The 15,243-nt window shown below is 69.0% G+C and carries 17 protein-coding genes and 3 pseudogenes; 10 read left to right on the top strand and 10 right to left on the bottom strand.

Annotated features, from left to right (window positions below; translation table 11 throughout):
- Positions 1–237, bottom strand: a pseudogene (locus EAO75_RS42305) (DnaB-like helicase C-terminal domain-containing protein); the annotation flags it as partial.
- Between EAO75_RS42305 and EAO75_RS46300 the strand changes: the two are divergent.
- The 3 genes and pseudogenes from EAO75_RS46300 to EAO75_RS42295 all read left to right on the top strand — a co-directional run.
- Positions 194–388 (top strand): annotated as a pseudogene (locus EAO75_RS46300) (DnaB-like helicase C-terminal domain-containing protein); the annotation flags it as partial. The pseudogenes EAO75_RS42305 and EAO75_RS46300 overlap by 44 nt on opposite strands.
- A 42-nt stretch (positions 389–430) precedes the next feature.
- Positions 431–1,315, top strand: a pseudogene (gene dnaB / locus EAO75_RS42300) (replicative DNA helicase); the annotation flags it as partial.
- Positions 1,316–1,395: 80 nt separating this feature from the next.
- Positions 1,396–2,787 (top strand): serine hydrolase domain-containing protein, encoded by a 1,392-nt coding sequence (locus EAO75_RS42295; RefSeq protein WP_148000308.1) that lies wholly within the window; start codon positions 1,396–1,398, stop codon positions 2,785–2,787.
- A gap of 54 nt (positions 2,788–2,841) precedes the next feature.
- On the opposite strand, the gene EAO75_RS42290 is transcribed toward EAO75_RS42295, so the two are convergent.
- On the bottom strand, positions 2,842–3,294 hold the full coding sequence (locus tag EAO75_RS42290) for a GNAT family N-acetyltransferase (RefSeq protein ID WP_148000307.1): 453 nt from the start codon (positions 3,292–3,294) through the stop codon (positions 2,842–2,844).
- Positions 3,295–3,303: 9 nt separating this feature from the next.
- Positions 3,304–3,762, bottom strand: a complete 459-nt coding sequence (locus EAO75_RS42285; RefSeq protein ID WP_148000306.1) for a MarR family winged helix-turn-helix transcriptional regulator — start codon at positions 3,760–3,762, stop codon at positions 3,304–3,306.
- A 140-nt stretch (positions 3,763–3,902) separates the two neighbouring features.
- Here EAO75_RS42285 and EAO75_RS42280 point away from each other — a divergent pair, with 140 nt between their 5' ends.
- Both EAO75_RS42280 and EAO75_RS42275 read left to right on the top strand, forming a co-directional pair.
- Complete coding sequence (locus EAO75_RS42280) at positions 3,903–5,114, top strand: MFS transporter (RefSeq protein WP_148000305.1); 1,212 nt, start codon at positions 3,903–3,905, stop codon at positions 5,112–5,114.
- A 108-nt stretch (positions 5,115–5,222) separates the two neighbouring features.
- On the top strand, positions 5,223–5,645 hold the full coding sequence (locus tag EAO75_RS42275; RefSeq protein ID WP_148000304.1) for a GlcG/HbpS family heme-binding protein: 423 nt from the start codon (positions 5,223–5,225) through the stop codon (positions 5,643–5,645).
- 100 nt (positions 5,646–5,745) lie between these two features.
- Here the strand turns inward: EAO75_RS42275 and EAO75_RS42270 are convergent, their stop codons facing one another.
- Positions 5,746–5,976 (bottom strand): hypothetical protein, encoded by a 231-nt coding sequence (locus EAO75_RS42270; RefSeq protein WP_148000303.1) that lies wholly within the window; start codon positions 5,974–5,976, stop codon positions 5,746–5,748.
- Between EAO75_RS42270 and EAO75_RS42265 the strand changes: the two genes are divergently transcribed.
- A complete protein-coding gene (locus EAO75_RS42265; RefSeq protein WP_261989639.1) occupies positions 5,960–7,021 on the top strand; it encodes a globin domain-containing protein in 1,062 nt (353 codons plus the stop codon). The genes EAO75_RS42270 and EAO75_RS42265 overlap by 17 nt on opposite strands.
- A gap of 14 nt (positions 7,022–7,035) precedes the next feature.
- Here EAO75_RS42265 and EAO75_RS42260 read toward each other — a convergent pair whose 3' ends face one another.
- The 5 genes from EAO75_RS42260 to EAO75_RS42240 all read right to left on the bottom strand — a co-directional run bounded on the left by EAO75_RS42260 (position 7,036) and on the right by EAO75_RS42240 (position 10,867).
- On the bottom strand, positions 7,036–7,518 hold the full coding sequence (locus EAO75_RS42260) for an NUDIX domain-containing protein (protein ID WP_148000301.1): 483 nt from the start codon (positions 7,516–7,518) through the stop codon (positions 7,036–7,038).
- Positions 7,519–7,652: 134 nt separating this feature from the next.
- A complete protein-coding gene (locus EAO75_RS42255) occupies positions 7,653–8,558 on the bottom strand; it encodes a LysR family transcriptional regulator (RefSeq protein ID WP_148000300.1) in 906 nt (301 codons plus the stop codon).
- A 230-nt stretch (positions 8,559–8,788) separates the two neighbouring features.
- Positions 8,789–9,943 carry a cystathionine gamma-lyase gene (locus tag EAO75_RS42250; RefSeq protein WP_148000299.1) on the bottom strand — a complete coding sequence of 385 codons (1,155 nt, stop codon included), beginning with the start codon at positions 9,941–9,943 and terminating at the stop codon, positions 8,789–8,791.
- A complete protein-coding gene (locus EAO75_RS42245) occupies positions 9,940–10,482 on the bottom strand; it encodes a low molecular weight protein-tyrosine-phosphatase (RefSeq protein ID WP_148000298.1) in 543 nt (180 codons plus the stop codon). The genes EAO75_RS42250 and EAO75_RS42245 overlap by 4 nt, the downstream gene beginning before the upstream one ends.
- A 7-nt stretch (positions 10,483–10,489) precedes the next feature.
- Positions 10,490–10,867: a phage holin family protein gene (locus EAO75_RS42240; RefSeq protein WP_148000297.1), complete on the bottom strand. Its 378-nt coding sequence runs from the start codon at positions 10,865–10,867 to the stop codon at positions 10,490–10,492.
- Between the two features lie 60 nt (positions 10,868–10,927).
- Between EAO75_RS42240 and EAO75_RS42235 the strand changes: the two genes are divergently transcribed.
- The 4 genes from EAO75_RS42235 to EAO75_RS42220 all read left to right on the top strand — a co-directional run bounded on the left by EAO75_RS42235 (position 10,928) and on the right by EAO75_RS42220 (position 13,226).
- The gene (locus EAO75_RS42235) at positions 10,928–11,245 is read left to right on the top strand and encodes a cupin domain-containing protein (protein ID WP_148000296.1); all 318 of its coding nucleotides are present in this window, start codon (positions 10,928–10,930) and stop codon (positions 11,243–11,245) included.
- A 172-nt stretch (positions 11,246–11,417) separates the two neighbouring features.
- Positions 11,418–11,630 (top strand): DUF5326 family protein, encoded by a 213-nt coding sequence (locus EAO75_RS42230; protein ID WP_148000295.1) that lies wholly within the window; start codon positions 11,418–11,420, stop codon positions 11,628–11,630.
- Between the two features lie 200 nt (positions 11,631–11,830).
- Positions 11,831–12,691, top strand: a complete 861-nt coding sequence (locus tag EAO75_RS42225; protein ID WP_410092791.1) for an IclR family transcriptional regulator — start codon at positions 11,831–11,833, stop codon at positions 12,689–12,691.
- A gap of 97 nt (positions 12,692–12,788) precedes the next feature.
- Positions 12,789–13,226, top strand: coding sequence for an SsgA family sporulation/cell division regulator (locus EAO75_RS42220; protein WP_062707976.1), 438 nt, complete (start codon positions 12,789–12,791; stop codon positions 13,224–13,226).
- A gap of 453 nt (positions 13,227–13,679) precedes the next feature.
- Here EAO75_RS42220 and EAO75_RS42215 read toward each other — a convergent pair whose 3' ends face one another.
- Positions 13,680–15,236: a YibE/F family protein gene (locus EAO75_RS42215; RefSeq protein ID WP_261989637.1), complete on the bottom strand. Its 1,557-nt coding sequence runs from the start codon at positions 15,234–15,236 to the stop codon at positions 13,680–13,682.
- Between the last annotated feature and the right edge of the window lie 7 nt (positions 15,237–15,243).

The raw sequence follows: 15,243 nt of genomic DNA, 5'->3' as shown, positions 1-15,243 counted from the left end.
GATCTCCATCATCGACAGGTTCGGGGAGTCGTCGATGTAGAGCGGCGCCGCCGAGACCTCGGGCATCCTCCGGGCCAGCCGGGTCCAGTCCTCGTCCGTCATGGTTCCGGAGCGCATGTGATGCAGGGCCACGCGCGCCTCGGCCGACAGCAGACGCATCGCGATCTCGTTGCGCCCCATTTCGAGGGAGAAGATGACACTGGCCAGGTTGTGCTTGATCGACGCTGCCCGCGCGAAGTGCCGGCGGCTGAAGCAGCGCAATGACATCAAGCTCGTGATCATCGACTATCTGCAGCTGATGCAGTCCGGTGGTTCGAAGCGTTCCGAGAGCCGTCAGCAGGAAGTGTCGGACATGTCCCGTAACCTCAAGCTCCTGGCGAAGGAGCTGGAGGTCCCGGTGATCGCGCTGTCGCAGCTCAACCGTGGCCCCGAGCAGCGCACCAGCGAGGACTACCTTCCGCTCGGCGACATCATGGAGGGTGCGCTCGACGAGATCGAGGCGATCGGATCCCGCACCGGCGAGATGACCGGTGTGCCGACCGGGTTCACGGACCTCGACTCGCTCACCAACGGTCTGCACCCGGGCCAGATGATCGTCATCGCGGCCCGTCCCGCGATGGGTAAGTCCACGCTCGCACTGGACTTCGCGCGGGCAGCGTCGATCAAGCACAACCTGGCCAGTGTCATCTTCTCCCTCGAAATGGGGCGCAACGAGATCGCGATGCGTCTGCTGTCGGCCGAGGCGCGCGTGGCCCTGCATCACATGCGCTCCGGAACCATGACGGACGAGGACTGGACCCGGCTGGCCCGGAGGATGCCCGAGGTCTCGGCGGCGCCGCTCTACATCGACGACTCCCCGAACCTGTCGATGATGGAGATCCGCGCGAAGTGCCGGCGGCTGAAGCAGCGCAATGACATCAAGCTCGTGATCATCGACTATCTGCAGCTGATGCAGTCCGGTGGTTCGAAGCGTTCCGAGAGCCGTCAGCAGGAAGTGTCGGACATGTCCCGTAACCTCAAGCTCCTGGCGAAGGAGCTGGAGGTCCCGGTGATCGCGCTGTCGCAGCTCAACCGTGGCCCCGAGCAGCGCACGGACAAGAAGCCGATGGTGTCCGACCTGCGTGAGTCCGGATCCATCGAGCAGGACGCCGACATGGTGATCCTGCTGCACCGTGAGGACGCCTACGAGAAGGAGTCACCCCGCGCGGGCGAGGCGGACATCATCGTGGGCAAGCACCGTAATGGTCCGACGGCCACGATCACGGTCGCTTTCCAGGGCCACTACTCACGATTCGTGGACATGGCCCAGACCTGATCCACCCATGCACGGACCTGATCCGCCGCCCGGCGATTATGCGCTCGACTCCCGAGCGACCGTCGGGGTGGACTGTGGGCATGACGACATCTCAGGACGAGCTGCTTCCCGCCACGCGCCGCGCGCTGCTGCACCGCATCGCCGTGGCCCAGGCCGAGGGACGTGCGCCCTCAATGGTGGCCGCGGTAGTGCGGGACGGACAGACGGTGTGGCACGGTTCGCGCACCTCGGTGGACGGGCACGGGCCGGACGAGCATGTGCAGTACCGCATCGGCTCGATCACCAAGACCTTCACCGCCGTTCTTGTCCTGCGACTGCGCGACGAGGGACTGCTTGACCTCGGTGACCCGCTGGAGAAGCACCTTCCTGGCACCGGAGCGGGGGAGGCCACCATCGCCGAGCTGCTCGCGCACACCAGTGGGCTGGCCGCCGAGTCGCCTGGGCCGTGGTGGGAGCGGACCTCTGGATCCCTGCGGCCCGAGCTGTCCGACGTCCTGGGTGAACAGCCCTTCATCCATCCGTCGGGCCGCCGGTTCCACTACTCGAACCCCGGCTACACCTTGCTGGGCGCGCTGGTCGAGAAGCTTCGCGGGGCTTCGTGGGAGGACGTACTCCGGCGTGAAGTGCTCGAACCCCTGGAGCTGAACCGCACGAGCACGCGACCGCAGGCACCGCATGCCGGAGGCTGGGCGGTGCATCCCTGGGCCGACGCGATGCTTCCCGAGCCGGTCGAGGACCTCGGCCGTATGGCCCCGGCCGGTCAACTCTGGTCGACCACCGGTGACTTGGCCCGCTTCGCGGCCTTCCTGATCAAGGGGGACGACCGTGTGCTCAGTGCCGAGTCGCTGCGGGAGATGAGGACGCCGACGGCTCCGCAGGAGGCCGCGGACGTGGCGGGCGGCTATGCCTACTGCCTGGGTCTGGAGCTCCGGCATCAGGACGGCAGGGCCCTGCTCGGACACACGGGTTCCTTGCCGGGCTTCCTCGCGTGCCTCAGCGCGAGCGTGGAGGACGATCTCGCCGCAGTCGTCCTGGCCAACTGCACCTCAGGACCGATGCTGTTCACGGTCGCCGCCGACCTTGTCCGGATCGTCGCAGAGGCAGAGCCACGGATTCCCGCGCCGTGGCGGCCGATGCAGGACGTCGATCCAGCGGTCCTGGAGCTGGCCGGGCAGTGGTACTGGGGCACGCATGCCTTCGCGCTGCGGTTCACGGCCGACGGACTGGCCTCCTTGGAGCCGCTGTCCGGCAAGGGCCGCCGCTCGCGATTCCGAGCCAACGGTGACGGCACATGGACGGGACTGGAGGGCTATTACGCCGGCGAGCTCCTGGAGGCCGTACGACGCCCTGACGGGGCCGTGGACCACCTGGACCTCGGATCGTTCGTGTTCACGCGTCAGCCGTACGAGGAGGGGGCCGCTGTGCCGGGTGGAGTGGATCCCGAGGGGTGGCGGGGGATCGGCCGGCTCTGACCGCCCCAGGACTGGCGAGGAGCCTGTTTCACGTGAAACAGGCTCCTCGCCGTTTCACAGCTCGAGCTTGAAACCCACATGCGAGGTCGTGAAGCCGAGCCGCTCATAGAAGCGGTGGGCGTCCGTACGGCTCTTGTCGGAGGTCAGCTGCACCAACTGGCAGTTCTGGCGCCGGGATTCGTCGATCGCCCACTCGATGAGCTGCGTACCCAGGCCGCTGCCGCGKTCGTCGGAGTGGATGCGCACGGCTTCGATGATCGACCTGGTCGCGCCGCGCCGGGACAGTCCGGGAATGACGGAGAGCTGGAGTGTGCCGATGACCCGGCCCTCGCGGACGGCGACGACGAGGTGTTGGTTCGGGTCACTGCTGAGCCGCTCGAAGGCGGGCAGATAAGGCGTCAGGTCGTCGAGCGACTCGCGCCGGGCGCCGAGCGGATCGTCCGCGAGCATGCCGACGATCGCGGGGATGTCGTCGGCGACGGCGGGGCGTATCTCAAGATCTCCCATGGCCGCACCCTATGCGGGCGCCGGGAGCGACTCCACGACCCGGACCAGCGGAACGAGATCGGGGTTCTGCGCGGCCTCGTCCAGGGCTTCGCGCAGCGCCTTGTCGTTGGTGGGGCGGGCTTCGGTGAGGAGTTTGAGGCCGGGTTCGGTGACGTCGGTGTAGATGCCGCGGCGGTCGGTGGGGCAGAGGTAGCGGGAGAGCAGGCCGCGGTCCTCCAGTCGCGTCACGAGGCGGGTGGTGGCGCTCTGGCTGAGGACGACGGCGTCGGCGACCTGCTTCATCTGGAGGTGGCCGCCTTCGCCGTTGTGCTGGTGGCTGAGCACGTCGAGCAGGGAGTACTCGCGCACGCTGAGGTCGTGCTTGGTCTGCAGGGCGCGCTCGATGTGCGTCTCGATCCTGCCGTGGAGCAGGGAGAGGGCGCACCAGCCCTGGGCGAGGGCGGTGAGCGCGGGGTCCGTCGCTGTCATGGCGTTTCTCCGTCCCGGAGCGGCTGAAGTCAGGGTAGAGCAGGGTCGCAATAGCCTGCGCTTGCAAGTATGCCGCGTCTGCAAGTATTGTCTTCGAACGTAAAGCGCTCCTGCAATCTTCCGGAAGGTGCTACTCCTCCATGCCTCTCGCGCTTCTGGCCCTCGCGATCGGGGCCTTCGGAATCGGAACGACCGAGTTCGTGATCATGGGCTTGCTGCCCGAGGTCGCGGGCGACTTCGGCGTCTCCATCCCCACCGCCGGGCTGCTGGTGACCGGTTACGCGCTCGGCGTGGTCCTCGGCGCTCCGCTGATGACCGTGCTCGGCACCAAGGTCTCCCGCAAGCGGATGCTGATGGTGCTGATGGGACTGTTCATCGTCGGCAACCTGCTGTCCGCCGTCGCGCCCGCCTTCGCCATCATGCTGATCGGCCGTGTGATCGCCTCGCTCGCCCACGGTGCCTTCTTCGGCATCGGCTCGGTCGTCGCGGCCGACCTGGTCGCCCCGGACAAGAAGGCCGGAGCCATCGCGATGATGTTCACCGGTCTGACCGTCGCCAACGTGGTCGGCGTCCCGCTGGGCACATTCGTCGGACAGTCCGCCGGCTGGCGCGTCACCTTTGGCATCGTCGCCGCCCTCGGCGTCGTCGGTCTGATAGGCGTCGCCAAGCTCGTCCCCGACATGCCCAAGGCCCAGGGCGTACATCTGCGCCACGAGCTGGCCGCGTTCAAGAACGCCCAGGTCCTGCTCGCCATGGCGATGACGGTCCTCGGCTTCGGCGGCGTCTTCGCAGCCATCACCTACATCGCGCCGATGATGACCAACGTCGCAGGCTTCGCCGACGGCTCCGTCACCTGGCTGCTGGTCCTGTTCGGGCTCGGCATGGTCGGCGGCAACCTGATCGGCGGCAAGTACGCCGACCGCGCGCTGATGCCCATGCTGTACGTGTCCCTGGGCGCCCTCGCCGTCGTACTCGCGCTCTTCACGTTCACGGCGCACAACAAGGTCCTCGCGGCCGTCACCATCGCGTTGATCGGCGCCCTGGGCTTCGCCACCGTTCCCCCGTTGCAAAAGCGCGTCCTCGACCAGGCGCACGGCGCCCCGACGCTGGCCTCGGCCGTGAACATCGGCGCCTTCAACCTCGGCAACGCCCTCTCCGCCTGGCTCGGCGGCATCGTCATCGCGGCCGACTACGGCTACACGTCCCCCAACTGGGTCGGCGCCGCACTCGCCGCGTCCGCGCTGCTGCTCGCGTTCCTCTCGGCCGCACTGGAGCGCCGCGACGGAGCCGCCTCCAGCGGCGTTGTCGCGAGCAGCGTGCCCGCCGAGCAGCGAGCCGCCGTACACCACTGAGTCGTCCCCTGTGCGGGGTCAGGGCCGCTCTCGCGCAGTCGGCTCAGCGACCGACCGGAACAGCACTACACCGCTTCACCTCAGCACACACCGCAAGGAGAACCCCCCATGAGCACCGTCACCGCAGTCGCCCCTCTGACCACTCAGGACGCCGACCTCCTCGTCGCCGCCGCACACCGTGCGGCCGAGGAGGCCGGGGTGACCGTCAGCGTCACGGTCCTGGACGCCGGAGGCCATCTGCTCGCCTTCCGGCGTGACGACCGAGCCGTGCTGATCTCCGGGGAGACCAGCACCCGCAAGGCCTACACGGCACTCCAGCTCAACGCCCCCACCGCCGACCTCGTGGACGCCGTGCAGCCCGGAGGGCTCTTCCACACCCTGCCCACGGCGCTCGATCGTCCGCTGCTGTTCATCGCAGGCGGTGTCCCGGTCCACCGGGACGGTCGGTTGATCGGCGCGATCGGTGTCGGTGGCGGTGCGCCCGAGCAGGACCACGGGTTCGCGACGGCCGCGATCGAGGCGCTCGCCTGACGGCTGCACGCCACGGACGAAGAACGCCGGTCCCCGATGGGGGCCGGCGTTTCCCATGGGCACCGCAGCTGGCGGTCGAGTCCTCAGCCCGCCGCCACGGTCAGCGGAGCGAAGCGCCGGGTCCAGTCGCCGGGCAGTTCCGAGATGCCGGGGCGGTGTCGGAGAGCTGCTCGAACCGGATCAGGAGGACGTCGGCCAGCCCGCTGGGCACCCCGCCGGCCTCCGTGTCCGTGGCCGCGACGAGTTCCTCGGCGTAGAAGGCATTGCCCTCGGCCCGCTCGACGATCCGCCGGACGATGGCCGAGGTCGGCCCCGTGGCCGACAAGGTCACCTCGTATTTCTACGCGCTCCTCTTCGTGCGCCACCCCGACCTGCGCTCCCTGTTCCCGGCCGCGATGGACACCCAGCGCGACCGGCTGCTCAAGGCCCTGCTCACCGCGGCCGAGCACATCGACAACAAGCCCGTGCTCGTGGACTACCTGCAGAACCTGGGCCGTGGTCACCGCAAGTACGGCACCCGGCCCGAGCACTACCCTGCCGTCGGCGAGTGCCTCATCGGCTCGCTCAGCAAGTACGCGGCCGGCATCTGGCACCCGGAGATGGAGGCCGCCTGGATCCGGGCGTACACGACGATCTCGCAGGTCATGATCGACGCCGCCGCGGCCGACGAACTGCGCGCCCCCGCCTGGTGGTACGCGGAAGTCGTGTCGCACGAACCCAGGACGTCGGACGTCGCGGTCCTCACCGTCCGCCCCGACCAGCCCTACCCCTTCCTGGCCGGGCAGTACACGAGCGTGGAGACGCCCTGGTGGCCCAGGATCTGGCGGCACTACTCCTTCGCCTCCGCGCCCCGCTCCGACGGCCTGCTGTCGTTCCATGTGAAGGCCGTGCCCGCGGGCTGGGTCTCCAACGCGCTGGTGCACCGCGCCCGCCCGGGCGACATCATCCGGCTCGGTCCGCCGGGCGGCTCGATGACCGTCGACCACACGACCGACAGCGGGCTGCTCTGCCTGGGCGGAGGCACCGGCATAGCGCCCATCAAGGCGTTGGTCGAGGATGTCGCCGAGCACGGCGAGCGGCGACCGGTCGAGGTCTTCTACGGGGCCCGCACCGACCAGGACCTGTACGACATCGACACGATGCTGCGGCTCAAGCAGTCCCACCCCTGGCTGGAGGTCCGCCCGGTCGTGGACCGGCAGGGACTGCTCCAGCTGCCCGACGCCATACGCCAGTACGGGCCCTGGACCGAGTACGACGCCTTCGTCTCCGGACCGCCCGGCATGATCCGCAGCGGTGTGGACGTACTGAGGGACATCGGCATCCCCGTCGAGCGCATACGCCATGACTCGGTGGAGGAGCTCGTCGCCGCGAACTGACCCACCGTCGACTGTCAGCCCAGGTCGGGCGCGTGCATCGCCCGCACGCCCTCGATGTTGCCGTCGAGATAGTGCCGCAGCGACAGCGGCACGAGATGGACGGACGCGATCCCGACCCGCGTGAACGGCACCCGCACGATCTCGTACTCGCCAATGGGCTCGTCCACCTCGGGGCCATGCCGCAAGGACGTGTCCATGGACCCCAGGCGGCAGACGAAGAAGTGCTGCACCTTCACACCGGTCGCTCCGCCGTCCTCGCCGATGTGCTCCACGGTGTCGACGAAACAAGGCACCACATCGGTGATCTTGGCGCCGAGCTCCTCGTAGACCTCGCGGTGCAGGGCGTCGACGACGGTCGAGTCCGTCGGCTCGACGCCGCCACCGGGCGTGAGCCAGTACGGATCCATGCCGGGCTTCGTGCGCTTGATCAGGATCAGATCGTCGCCGTCCAGCAGAACGGCACGTGCGGTGCGCTTGACCACGGGTCGGACGGTCATGGGAGAAATGTGGCCCGGCTGGTTCCACGTGAAACATCGCGAAACGTCACCGGTTGAGCTCACCGCGTGATGTCCCGGAAAGCCCTGCTCAGCTCGGTGGGGAGTCGCTGCTCAGGTCTGCCGGAAGCCGCTGGTCAGGCCCAGTTCGAAGCCGCCCGCAGCAGCCACTCGTGGGCCCGCGCTATATGCGGCATCGCCAGCGTGCCGGTCCGGACCACCAGGAAATACGTCCGCAGCGGCGGCACCGGCGGATCGTGCAGGGCGACGACCTCGCCGCACTCCAGGGCGGCCGCGCACAGATAGCGGGGCAGCACCGCCAACCCCGCTCCCGCGACCGCACAGGCGAGGACCGCGCGCAGGTCAGGGACGATCACCATGCCCGGGGCAGCAGGACGGGAGTCGTAGACCGAGGCCCAGTAGCGGGAGACGAACGGGAGGGACTCGTGCACCTCCACCACCGGGACGTCCTCCAGAGCGTGCGCTCCCTTGTGATGCAGCTGCCCCGCGCCGATCCGGTCGACCCAGTGGGGGGCGGCGACGAGGACGTGCTCCTCGTCGCAGAGCGGAGTCGCCGTGAGCAGAGCGCCGCGCGGACGGGCCGTACAGATGGCCAGATCGTGATGCCCGGCGGACAGCCCTTCCAGGCTTTCCTCGGCGTTGCCGAAGGACGCACGCAGTGCGAAGCCCAGGCCGTCCTCGCCGGTCAGTTCGGTGAGCGCGGGCAACGCCCGCTCGGCGATGAACTCAGGAGGGCCGGCCAGGTGCAGGGTCCGTAGGGAGGACTCGTCGTCGAGACCCGTCTCGGCGATCTCCACCAGGGCGTCGAGATGCGGCGCGGCCTTGTGGGCGAGTTCGTCGCCGATGGTCGTCGGGGTCACTCCGCGGGCCTGCCGCAGAAACAGGGGGCGGCCCAACTGCCGTTCCAGGGTGCGGATCTGCGAGGTCACGGCCGGCTGCGACAGTCCGAGCAGCGCGGCGGCGCGGGTGAAGGAGCCGGCCCGGTGCACGGTCACAAAAGTGCGCAACAAGGCCAGATCCATGCCACACCCTCCCCTTCCCCGCCCTTCTCCCCAACCCCAGGGCAGGGCCTAACTATAAATAAGTCGATAGGTCGCTGTCGCTACTGTGATTGGACACTGACAGAGAGTCAACTAGCCTTGGTCGCGCGGTTCTTCGCGCGCGGAACCGAGGGCGGTCCGAGCCACGAGGGGGGAGGCTCGGACCGCCCGACCTACGTATCAGGACACCGACGGATGCAGGGCCGGAGCCGTCACCGAGCCGATTCGTCCAGCGCGCCCAGCACATCGGCCACCAGGTCCTCAGGATCCTCGGCACCGACCGACATGCGAATGAAGCCCTCCGGTACGGCGTCACCGCCCCAGCGCCCGCGCCGCTCGGCCGTGGAGCGCACCCCGCCGAAGCTGGTCGCGTCGTCGACGAGCCGCAGGGCGCCCAGGAAACGCTCGGCACGCGCGCGCGTGGGCAGCGTGAAGGACACGACGCACCCATAGCGCCGCATCTGCTGCGAGGCGATCTTGTACGAGGGGTCGCGGGGCAGTCCCGGGTAGCGCACCCCGAGCTCCTCCGGCCAGTCCTGCAGCGCCTCGGCAACCGCCAGGGCAGTGGCGTTCTGCCGCTCCACACGCAACTGGAGCGTGGCGAGGGAACGATGCGCGAGCCAGGCCTCCATGGGCCCCGGAATCGCCCCGACGATCTTGCGCCAGCGGCGCACCGCGGACATGGCCTCGGCGTCGCTGCCCGTGACGTATCCCAGCAACAGGTCGCCATGCCCCGTCAGCTGCTTGGTGCCGCTGGCCACCGAGAAGTCGGCGCCGAGTTCGAGCGGGCGCTGCCCGAGCGGTGTCGCGAGCGTGTTGTCGACGGCGACGAGAGCGCCACGCGCGTGTGCCGCCGAGACGAGCCGGCGGATGTCGCACACGTCGAGGCCCGGGTTCGACGGAGTTTCGATCCACAGCAGCTTCGCGCCGTCCAGGACGCCGAGCTGGGCGTCCCCGCCGGTCGGCGCCGTGCGCACTTCGATGCCGTACGCCTCCAGCTGCGCGCGCACCAGGGGCAGGGCTTGATAGCCGTCGTCGGGCAGGACGACCGCGTCGCCGGCCCGCAGTTGGGAGAAGAGCACCGACGAGATGGCGGCCATGCCCGAGGCGAAGACAAGCGTCTCCACGCCGTCCTCCCCCGGCGCCTCCAGCTCACCGATGGCACGCTCCAGACGGGTCCAGGTGGGGTTCTCGTCACGGCCGTAGGTGTACGGACCCGTGGGCTCGCCCGGCAGGTGGTAATGGGCGGCGAACACCGGACCCGGCAGGGTCGGCTCGTACTTGACCGGCTCGGGCAGTCCGGCCCGCACCGCGCGCGTGCCGTCACCGTCGCCGGAATGCCGCCCCTGGGGGTCCGGATCGCTCATGCCGGCTGTCCCTCCACTTGTGCACGGACCGCGGCGAGCAGCCCCTTGCTCGCCGCCTCCACCATGTCGAGGCACTCCTCGAACCCGTCCCTGCCGCCGTAGTACGGGTCCGGCACGTCGAGGTCGTCGCCTGCGCCTTCAGATGAGGTGTGTGAAGCACTCGTTGAGGGGTCGTGGTCGGGCGACGGACGGGCGTACGAGCGCAGCAGCCGCACCTTCGCCGCGTCCTCCGGCGTGGGAGCGAGGCGGCGCAGGGCCTTGAGATGGCCGGAGTCGAGGGCGATGACGAGATCGAGGCGGGCGAACCAGGACGACTGGAACTGCCGAGCCGCGTGGGCGCTGTCGTACCCGTGCTCCTCGAGGACGGAGACGGTGCGCGGGTCGGCCGGGTCGCCCTCGTGCCAGCCTCCGGTGCCGGCACTGTCGACCTCGACCAGGCCGCCGAGGCCGGCATCCTCCACGCGGGCGCGGAAGACGGACTCGGCCATCGGCGAGCGGCAGATGTTGCCGGTGCAGACGAAGCAGACGCGGTAGGTCATCGGATGCTCAGTCCCCGTCGGGCAGGGCGAGGTTGAGCGCCCAGGAGACGATGGAGATGATCAGGCCGCCGAGTACGGCTGTCCAGAAGCCGTCGACATGGAAGCTCAGATCGAACTTGTCGGCGAGCCACGAGGTCAGCAGCAGCATCAGCGCGTTGACGATCAGCGTGAACAGGCCGAGCGTCAGGATGAGCAGAGGCAGGCTGAAGAGCTTGACTATCGGCTTGACCAGGAAGTTCACCAAGCCGAAGATCAGCGCGACTATGAGCAGGGTGCCGATCTTCTTGCCCGTGCTGTCACCGGTGAGGGTGATCTTGTCGAGCAGCCAGACGGCGACCGCCAGGGCGCCCGCGTTGGCGATCGTCTTGACTACGAAATTCTTCATGTGTCTGATCGTGGCAGACGGGATCGACCATGAGCACTGGGATGAGGGCGAACGACGGCGATGAAGGCATTCCGGCTGGACGAACTGGAGGCGGAGCGCGCCGCCAACGAGGGCGCCTACCTGCAGTTTCTGCGGGAGCGGAACATGTCGGTCGGGCTGTACGCGCTCAACGCGGGCGAGCACGATCCACAGAAGCCGCACAACCAGGACGAGGTCTACTTCGTTGTGAGCGGCCGCGCCCAGATCACCGTCGGCATGGAGACCACACACGTGGCGCGCGGCAGCGTGGTGTACGTGCCGGCCGGCGTCGCCCACAAGTTCCACCACATCAGCGAGGACCTGCGGGTGCTCGTGATGTTCTCTCCGCCCGAGAGCTGACCTTTGGCCTCAGGGTTCCCTAGGGGATCGATCAGGGGAGGACAAGGGCTGCGAGGCCCCCGCCGGGCACCTGTCGGTCCTAGCATCGAGTGCAGGGAATCAGAAGATTCATCAGCAGATTCGAGCAATCGGGACCCGGCACAGGACGGGCAGAGAGGTAAGGACGAGGGCGATGCGTGAGATCTTCGCGGGACTGCCGTGGTGGGTGAAGTGGATCGCGGTGCCGGTCATCGCCTTGGTCGTATTCGGCGGGCTGATAGCCAGCGTCGTCGGATTCGTGATCGGACTGCTCTTCAAGGTGCTGGTCTTCGTGGCGCTGGTCGGTGGACTGGTTTACGTCGTGCGGAAGTTCATGTCGAGCTCTTCGTCGCGCAGCGACTGGTGAGGGCCGTGGGGACCGGTGGGCGGTAACAGGAATCACCGGTTCCCTCGGGCGAGGGAAGTTTCCCGGACAGAGCGTCGGCAGGCAGTGGCTGACCAATAGAGTCCGGAAAATCGACGCGGGGACGACCCCCCGCGAGCGGCGTACACCCCCACCCGTGTTTCCCAGCACGGGCGGCCCCCCTCGCGCTTCGGGAGTGACCCTTGGCCACGGTAGACACCGCAACCTCACAACCCCACGCCCCCCTGGCCCGACCGCGCTCCTCCGTACCCCAGGTGCCGCGGCAGGCCTCTGCGGAACCCGCGGAGCAGCCGAACTCCGCGACGCTGATCGGATCCGTCCAGCGCGCGATGCGCCTGCTGGAATGCGTCGCCGAGCACGCGTACGGCGCCCCCGCCAAGCAACTCGCCCGCGAGACGGGTCTGGCACTGCCCACGGCGTACCACCTCCTGCGCACCCTGGTGCACGAGGGCTATCTGCGTCGCGACAAAGGGCTGTTCTTCCTCGGTGAGGCAGCCGTGCGGCTGAGCAGCAGCGGAGCCGAGCAGAAACGTCGCAGCACGGTCGCCGACACGCTCGCCCAATGCCGTGACGCCATCGGTGTCCCCGTGTACTACGCCCAGTACCGCGACGGCGAGATCGAGGTCGTGTGCGTCTCCGACACCCCGGGCAATCCGGCGGTCGAGGAATGGGCCGACTTCCGTGAGACCGGGCACGCCCACGCCATCGGCCAGTGCCTGCTGTCCCAGCTGGACGAGGACGCCCGGCGCGACCACCTCGAGCGCCACCCCGTGCAGTCCATCACCCCGTACACGGTCCGCGACAGCCGCACCCTGCTCCGGCGTCTCGAACGGATCCGTCGGATGGAGCCGGTGACCGAGCGCCAGGAGTACGCGCTGGGCACGGTATGCGCGGCGATCCCGATCACGCTGGGCACCACAGCCGCGACGATGGCCATCTCGCTGCCCGTCCAGCAGGACGACCGACTGCTGTCCGCGGCGCGGCAGCTCCAGGAGGAGGTCGGGCGGCTCCTGGGGTCACTGGCGATCTCTATCAGTATCTGAAAACTCACTCCTTGTGATCTCTCGTGTACGTTCAGCAAGATTCCACCAGGCCTGGGGTCCGGTCCCGGCCAGTCGAAGGCAACCGACGGGGTAGGCGATGCGAGAGTCCGTACAGGCAGAGGTCATGATGAGCTTTCTCGTGTCCGAGGAGCTCTCCTTCCGCATCCCGGTGGAGCTGCGCTACGAGACCTGTGATCCCTACGCGGTGCGGCTGACCTTCCACCTCCCCGGTGATGCACCGGTGACCTGGGCCTTCGGCCGGGAGCTGCTGGTGGACGGGGTGGGCAGGCCGTGCGGTGAGGGTGATGTACGCGTCTCACCTGCCGGTTCCGAGACGCTGGGCGACGTTCTGATCCGGCTTCAGGTCGGTGCGGACCAAGCGCTGTTCCGGTCCTCGGTGGCGCCGCTCGTGGCCTTCCTCGACCGCACCGACAAGCTGGTGCCGCTCGGCCAGGAGGGCGCGCTCGCCGACTTCGACGCCCATCTCGACGAGGCCCTGGACCGCATCCTCGCGGAAGAGCAGAGCGCCGGCTGAAGCGTTACGCCGGGCATGGGTGGGGGTGGCGTAACGCTTCAGCGGCGCACAAGGGGCGCGTGGGAGCGCTTCCTTGCCGCCGGGTGTACTTTGCGCTCCGCCGGATGGGCGAAGTCGGCCGCGTCGGCTCGGCGCCCTTCAGCCGTCGGCGGGGCGGCTGTACGGCGATCGTCGGCGGGGCTTCTGCCTCTCCGTTGGCGCGGCTTTCACGTCTCTGTCGGCGCGGCTGCCACGGCGTCTACGCCGCTGTCGCCAGAGTCACCCGCTGTTGCCATGGCGTCATGGCTCCGCCGCCGACAAGGCTTGCCCAGTCGGCCGGCACGCCGCCGACATCGGTCGGCTGGCCGCCGCCGTGGCCACCGTGCTGTAGTCGCCGGCCCGGGCTTCCGAGTCGCCCCGCGTCAGCGTTTCCGCCGCCGTCCACGCGTCACCGCTTGCGCGGTCGCCCCTACGTCACCGCTTCCGACGTCGTCCCCGCCCGCCGCGCCCCTGCCCCGGTTGAGCGCCCGTGGGACCCGGCTGAGCGCCTGCCGGGACCGGCTGGGCACCGGTCGGCACCGAGCTCGCCGCCGACCGGTCCGCCGAGACCACCAGGGCCGCGAGGGCGGTGGTGACCGGTACCGACGCCACGAGGCCGATGGAGCCCACCAGCGTGCGCACGATCTCCTCCGCGACCAGCTCGCTGTTGGCGACCGTGCCGACGCCGCTCTGCGCGATCGAGAAGAGCAGCAACAGCGGCAATGCGGCACCCGCGTAGGCGAGGACGAGTGTGTTGACGACGGAGGCGATGTGGTCGCGCCCGATGCGGATGCCCGCCCGGTACAGCCCGCGCCAGCCCATCGTGGGATTGGCCTCGTGCAGCTCCCAGACGGCGGAGGTCTGGGTGACCGTCACGTCGTCGAGGACACCGAGCGAACCGATGATGATGCCGGCCAGCAGCAGACCGCTCATGTCGATCGACGGATACAGCCCGTGGATGAGGCCGGTGTTGTCGTCGGTGTTGCCGGTGAGCACGGCCCAGTCGATGAACACCGAGCCGAGGATGCCGATCAGCAGCAGCGAGATCAGCGTGCCGAGCACCGCGACCGAGGTACGGGCAGAGAGGCCGTGGCACAGATAGAGGGCGATCAGCATGATCGCGCTCGACCCCACCACTGCCACGACCAGCGGGTTCGAGCCCTGGAGGATCGCGGGCAGGATGAAGAAGTTGAGCACCATGAAGCTGATGGCCAGCGAGATCAGCGCCATGACGCCCCGCATCCGCCCGACGACCACGACGGCGACTGCGAAGATGCCGGCGAGCACGGCCAACGGCACGCGCCGGTTCACATCGGTGACCGAGTACTGGAGGTCCTTGGGGGCGGAGGGCTCGTAGGCGACCACGACTTCCTGGCCCTCGTGCAACTGCCGCGACTGGTCGGGCTGCACGATCTCCGTGAACGTACGGCCCTTGTCCTTGCCGGTGTCGACGCGGATCGTCGCTTTCTTGCAGGTGCCGCTCTCCTGTTGCGCTGCGGAGGACCCCTCGGGGGTGGAGGTGTCGCCGGTCGGCGGAACGCCCGAAGCGTTGACGTCCTTGCAGCTCAGCTCGACCACCTTGGTGACCGTGGCCTGCTGGGTCTGCCGGTCGAAGCCGACACCGGTGCGCTCGTGGCCCGGGGCACCGCCCGGCCACAGCACCGCGAGCCCCACCACGACAGCCGCGGCGAACGGGATCAGAATCGCCGCGATGATCTTGCGCAGGTGCTGGGAGACGGGAGCCGCGGGACCGTGAGCGTGACTGTGCGAATGCCCGTGTCCGTGTCCGTGCCCGTCACCGTCGCGACCGCCCCGCCCGCCGCCGGCTCCGGGGCCGTGACCATGACCGCCACCGGCGTCGGGACCGGGCCGATCGCTCGGGCCGGGCCCCTGCCCGGTCGGGCCGCCGGAACCGGGCCCGTGCTCGTGCGGACCACCGAAGTCAGGTCCGCGCTCGTGCCCGCCGCCGGCTTCGCCCCCGTGCTCGTGCATACCGCCG

Origin of the sequence: Streptomyces sp. UW30, from assembly GCF_008042075.1 — a bacterium.
In the GTDB taxonomy this organism is placed as follows: domain Bacteria; phylum Actinomycetota; class Actinomycetes; order Streptomycetales; family Streptomycetaceae; genus Streptomyces.
Note: the sequence above shows the minus strand (reverse complement) of the source record. Positions and strands in the feature narration are given on the sequence as shown.

Excerpts from the sequence above, each read along its gene's own strand:
- EAO75_RS42260 (WP_148000301.1), bottom strand. The coding sequence starts at position 7,518 with ATGACCGTCCGACCCGTGGTCAAGCGCACCGCACGTGCCGTTCTGCTG.
- EAO75_RS42230 (WP_148000295.1), top strand. The coding sequence starts at position 11,418 with ATGCGTGAGATCTTCGCGGGACTGCCGTGGTGGGTGAAGTGGATCGCG.
- EAO75_RS42245 (WP_148000298.1), bottom strand. The coding sequence starts at position 10,482 with ATGACCTACCGCGTCTGCTTCGTCTGCACCGGCAACATCTGCCGCTCG.
- EAO75_RS42220 (WP_062707976.1), top strand. The coding sequence starts at position 12,789 with ATGCGAGAGTCCGTACAGGCAGAGGTCATGATGAGCTTTCTCGTGTCC.
- EAO75_RS42215 (WP_261989637.1), bottom strand. The coding sequence starts at position 15,236 with ATGCACGAGCACGGGGGCGAAGCCGGCGGCGGGCACGAGCGCGGACCT.
- EAO75_RS42235 (WP_148000296.1), top strand. The coding sequence starts at position 10,928 with ATGAAGGCATTCCGGCTGGACGAACTGGAGGCGGAGCGCGCCGCCAAC.
- EAO75_RS42285 (WP_148000306.1), bottom strand. The coding sequence starts at position 3,762 with ATGACAGCGACGGACCCCGCGCTCACCGCCCTCGCCCAGGGCTGGTGC.
- EAO75_RS42280 (WP_148000305.1), top strand. The coding sequence starts at position 3,903 with ATGCCTCTCGCGCTTCTGGCCCTCGCGATCGGGGCCTTCGGAATCGGA.
- EAO75_RS42255 (WP_148000300.1), bottom strand. The coding sequence starts at position 8,558 with ATGGATCTGGCCTTGTTGCGCACTTTTGTGACCGTGCACCGGGCCGGC.
- EAO75_RS42275 (WP_148000304.1), top strand. The coding sequence starts at position 5,223 with ATGAGCACCGTCACCGCAGTCGCCCCTCTGACCACTCAGGACGCCGAC.
- EAO75_RS42295 (WP_148000308.1), top strand. The coding sequence starts at position 1,396 with ATGACGACATCTCAGGACGAGCTGCTTCCCGCCACGCGCCGCGCGCTG.
- EAO75_RS42240 (WP_148000297.1), bottom strand. The coding sequence starts at position 10,867 with ATGAAGAATTTCGTAGTCAAGACGATCGCCAACGCGGGCGCCCTGGCG.
- EAO75_RS42250 (WP_148000299.1), bottom strand. The coding sequence starts at position 9,943 with ATGAGCGATCCGGACCCCCAGGGGCGGCATTCCGGCGACGGTGACGGC.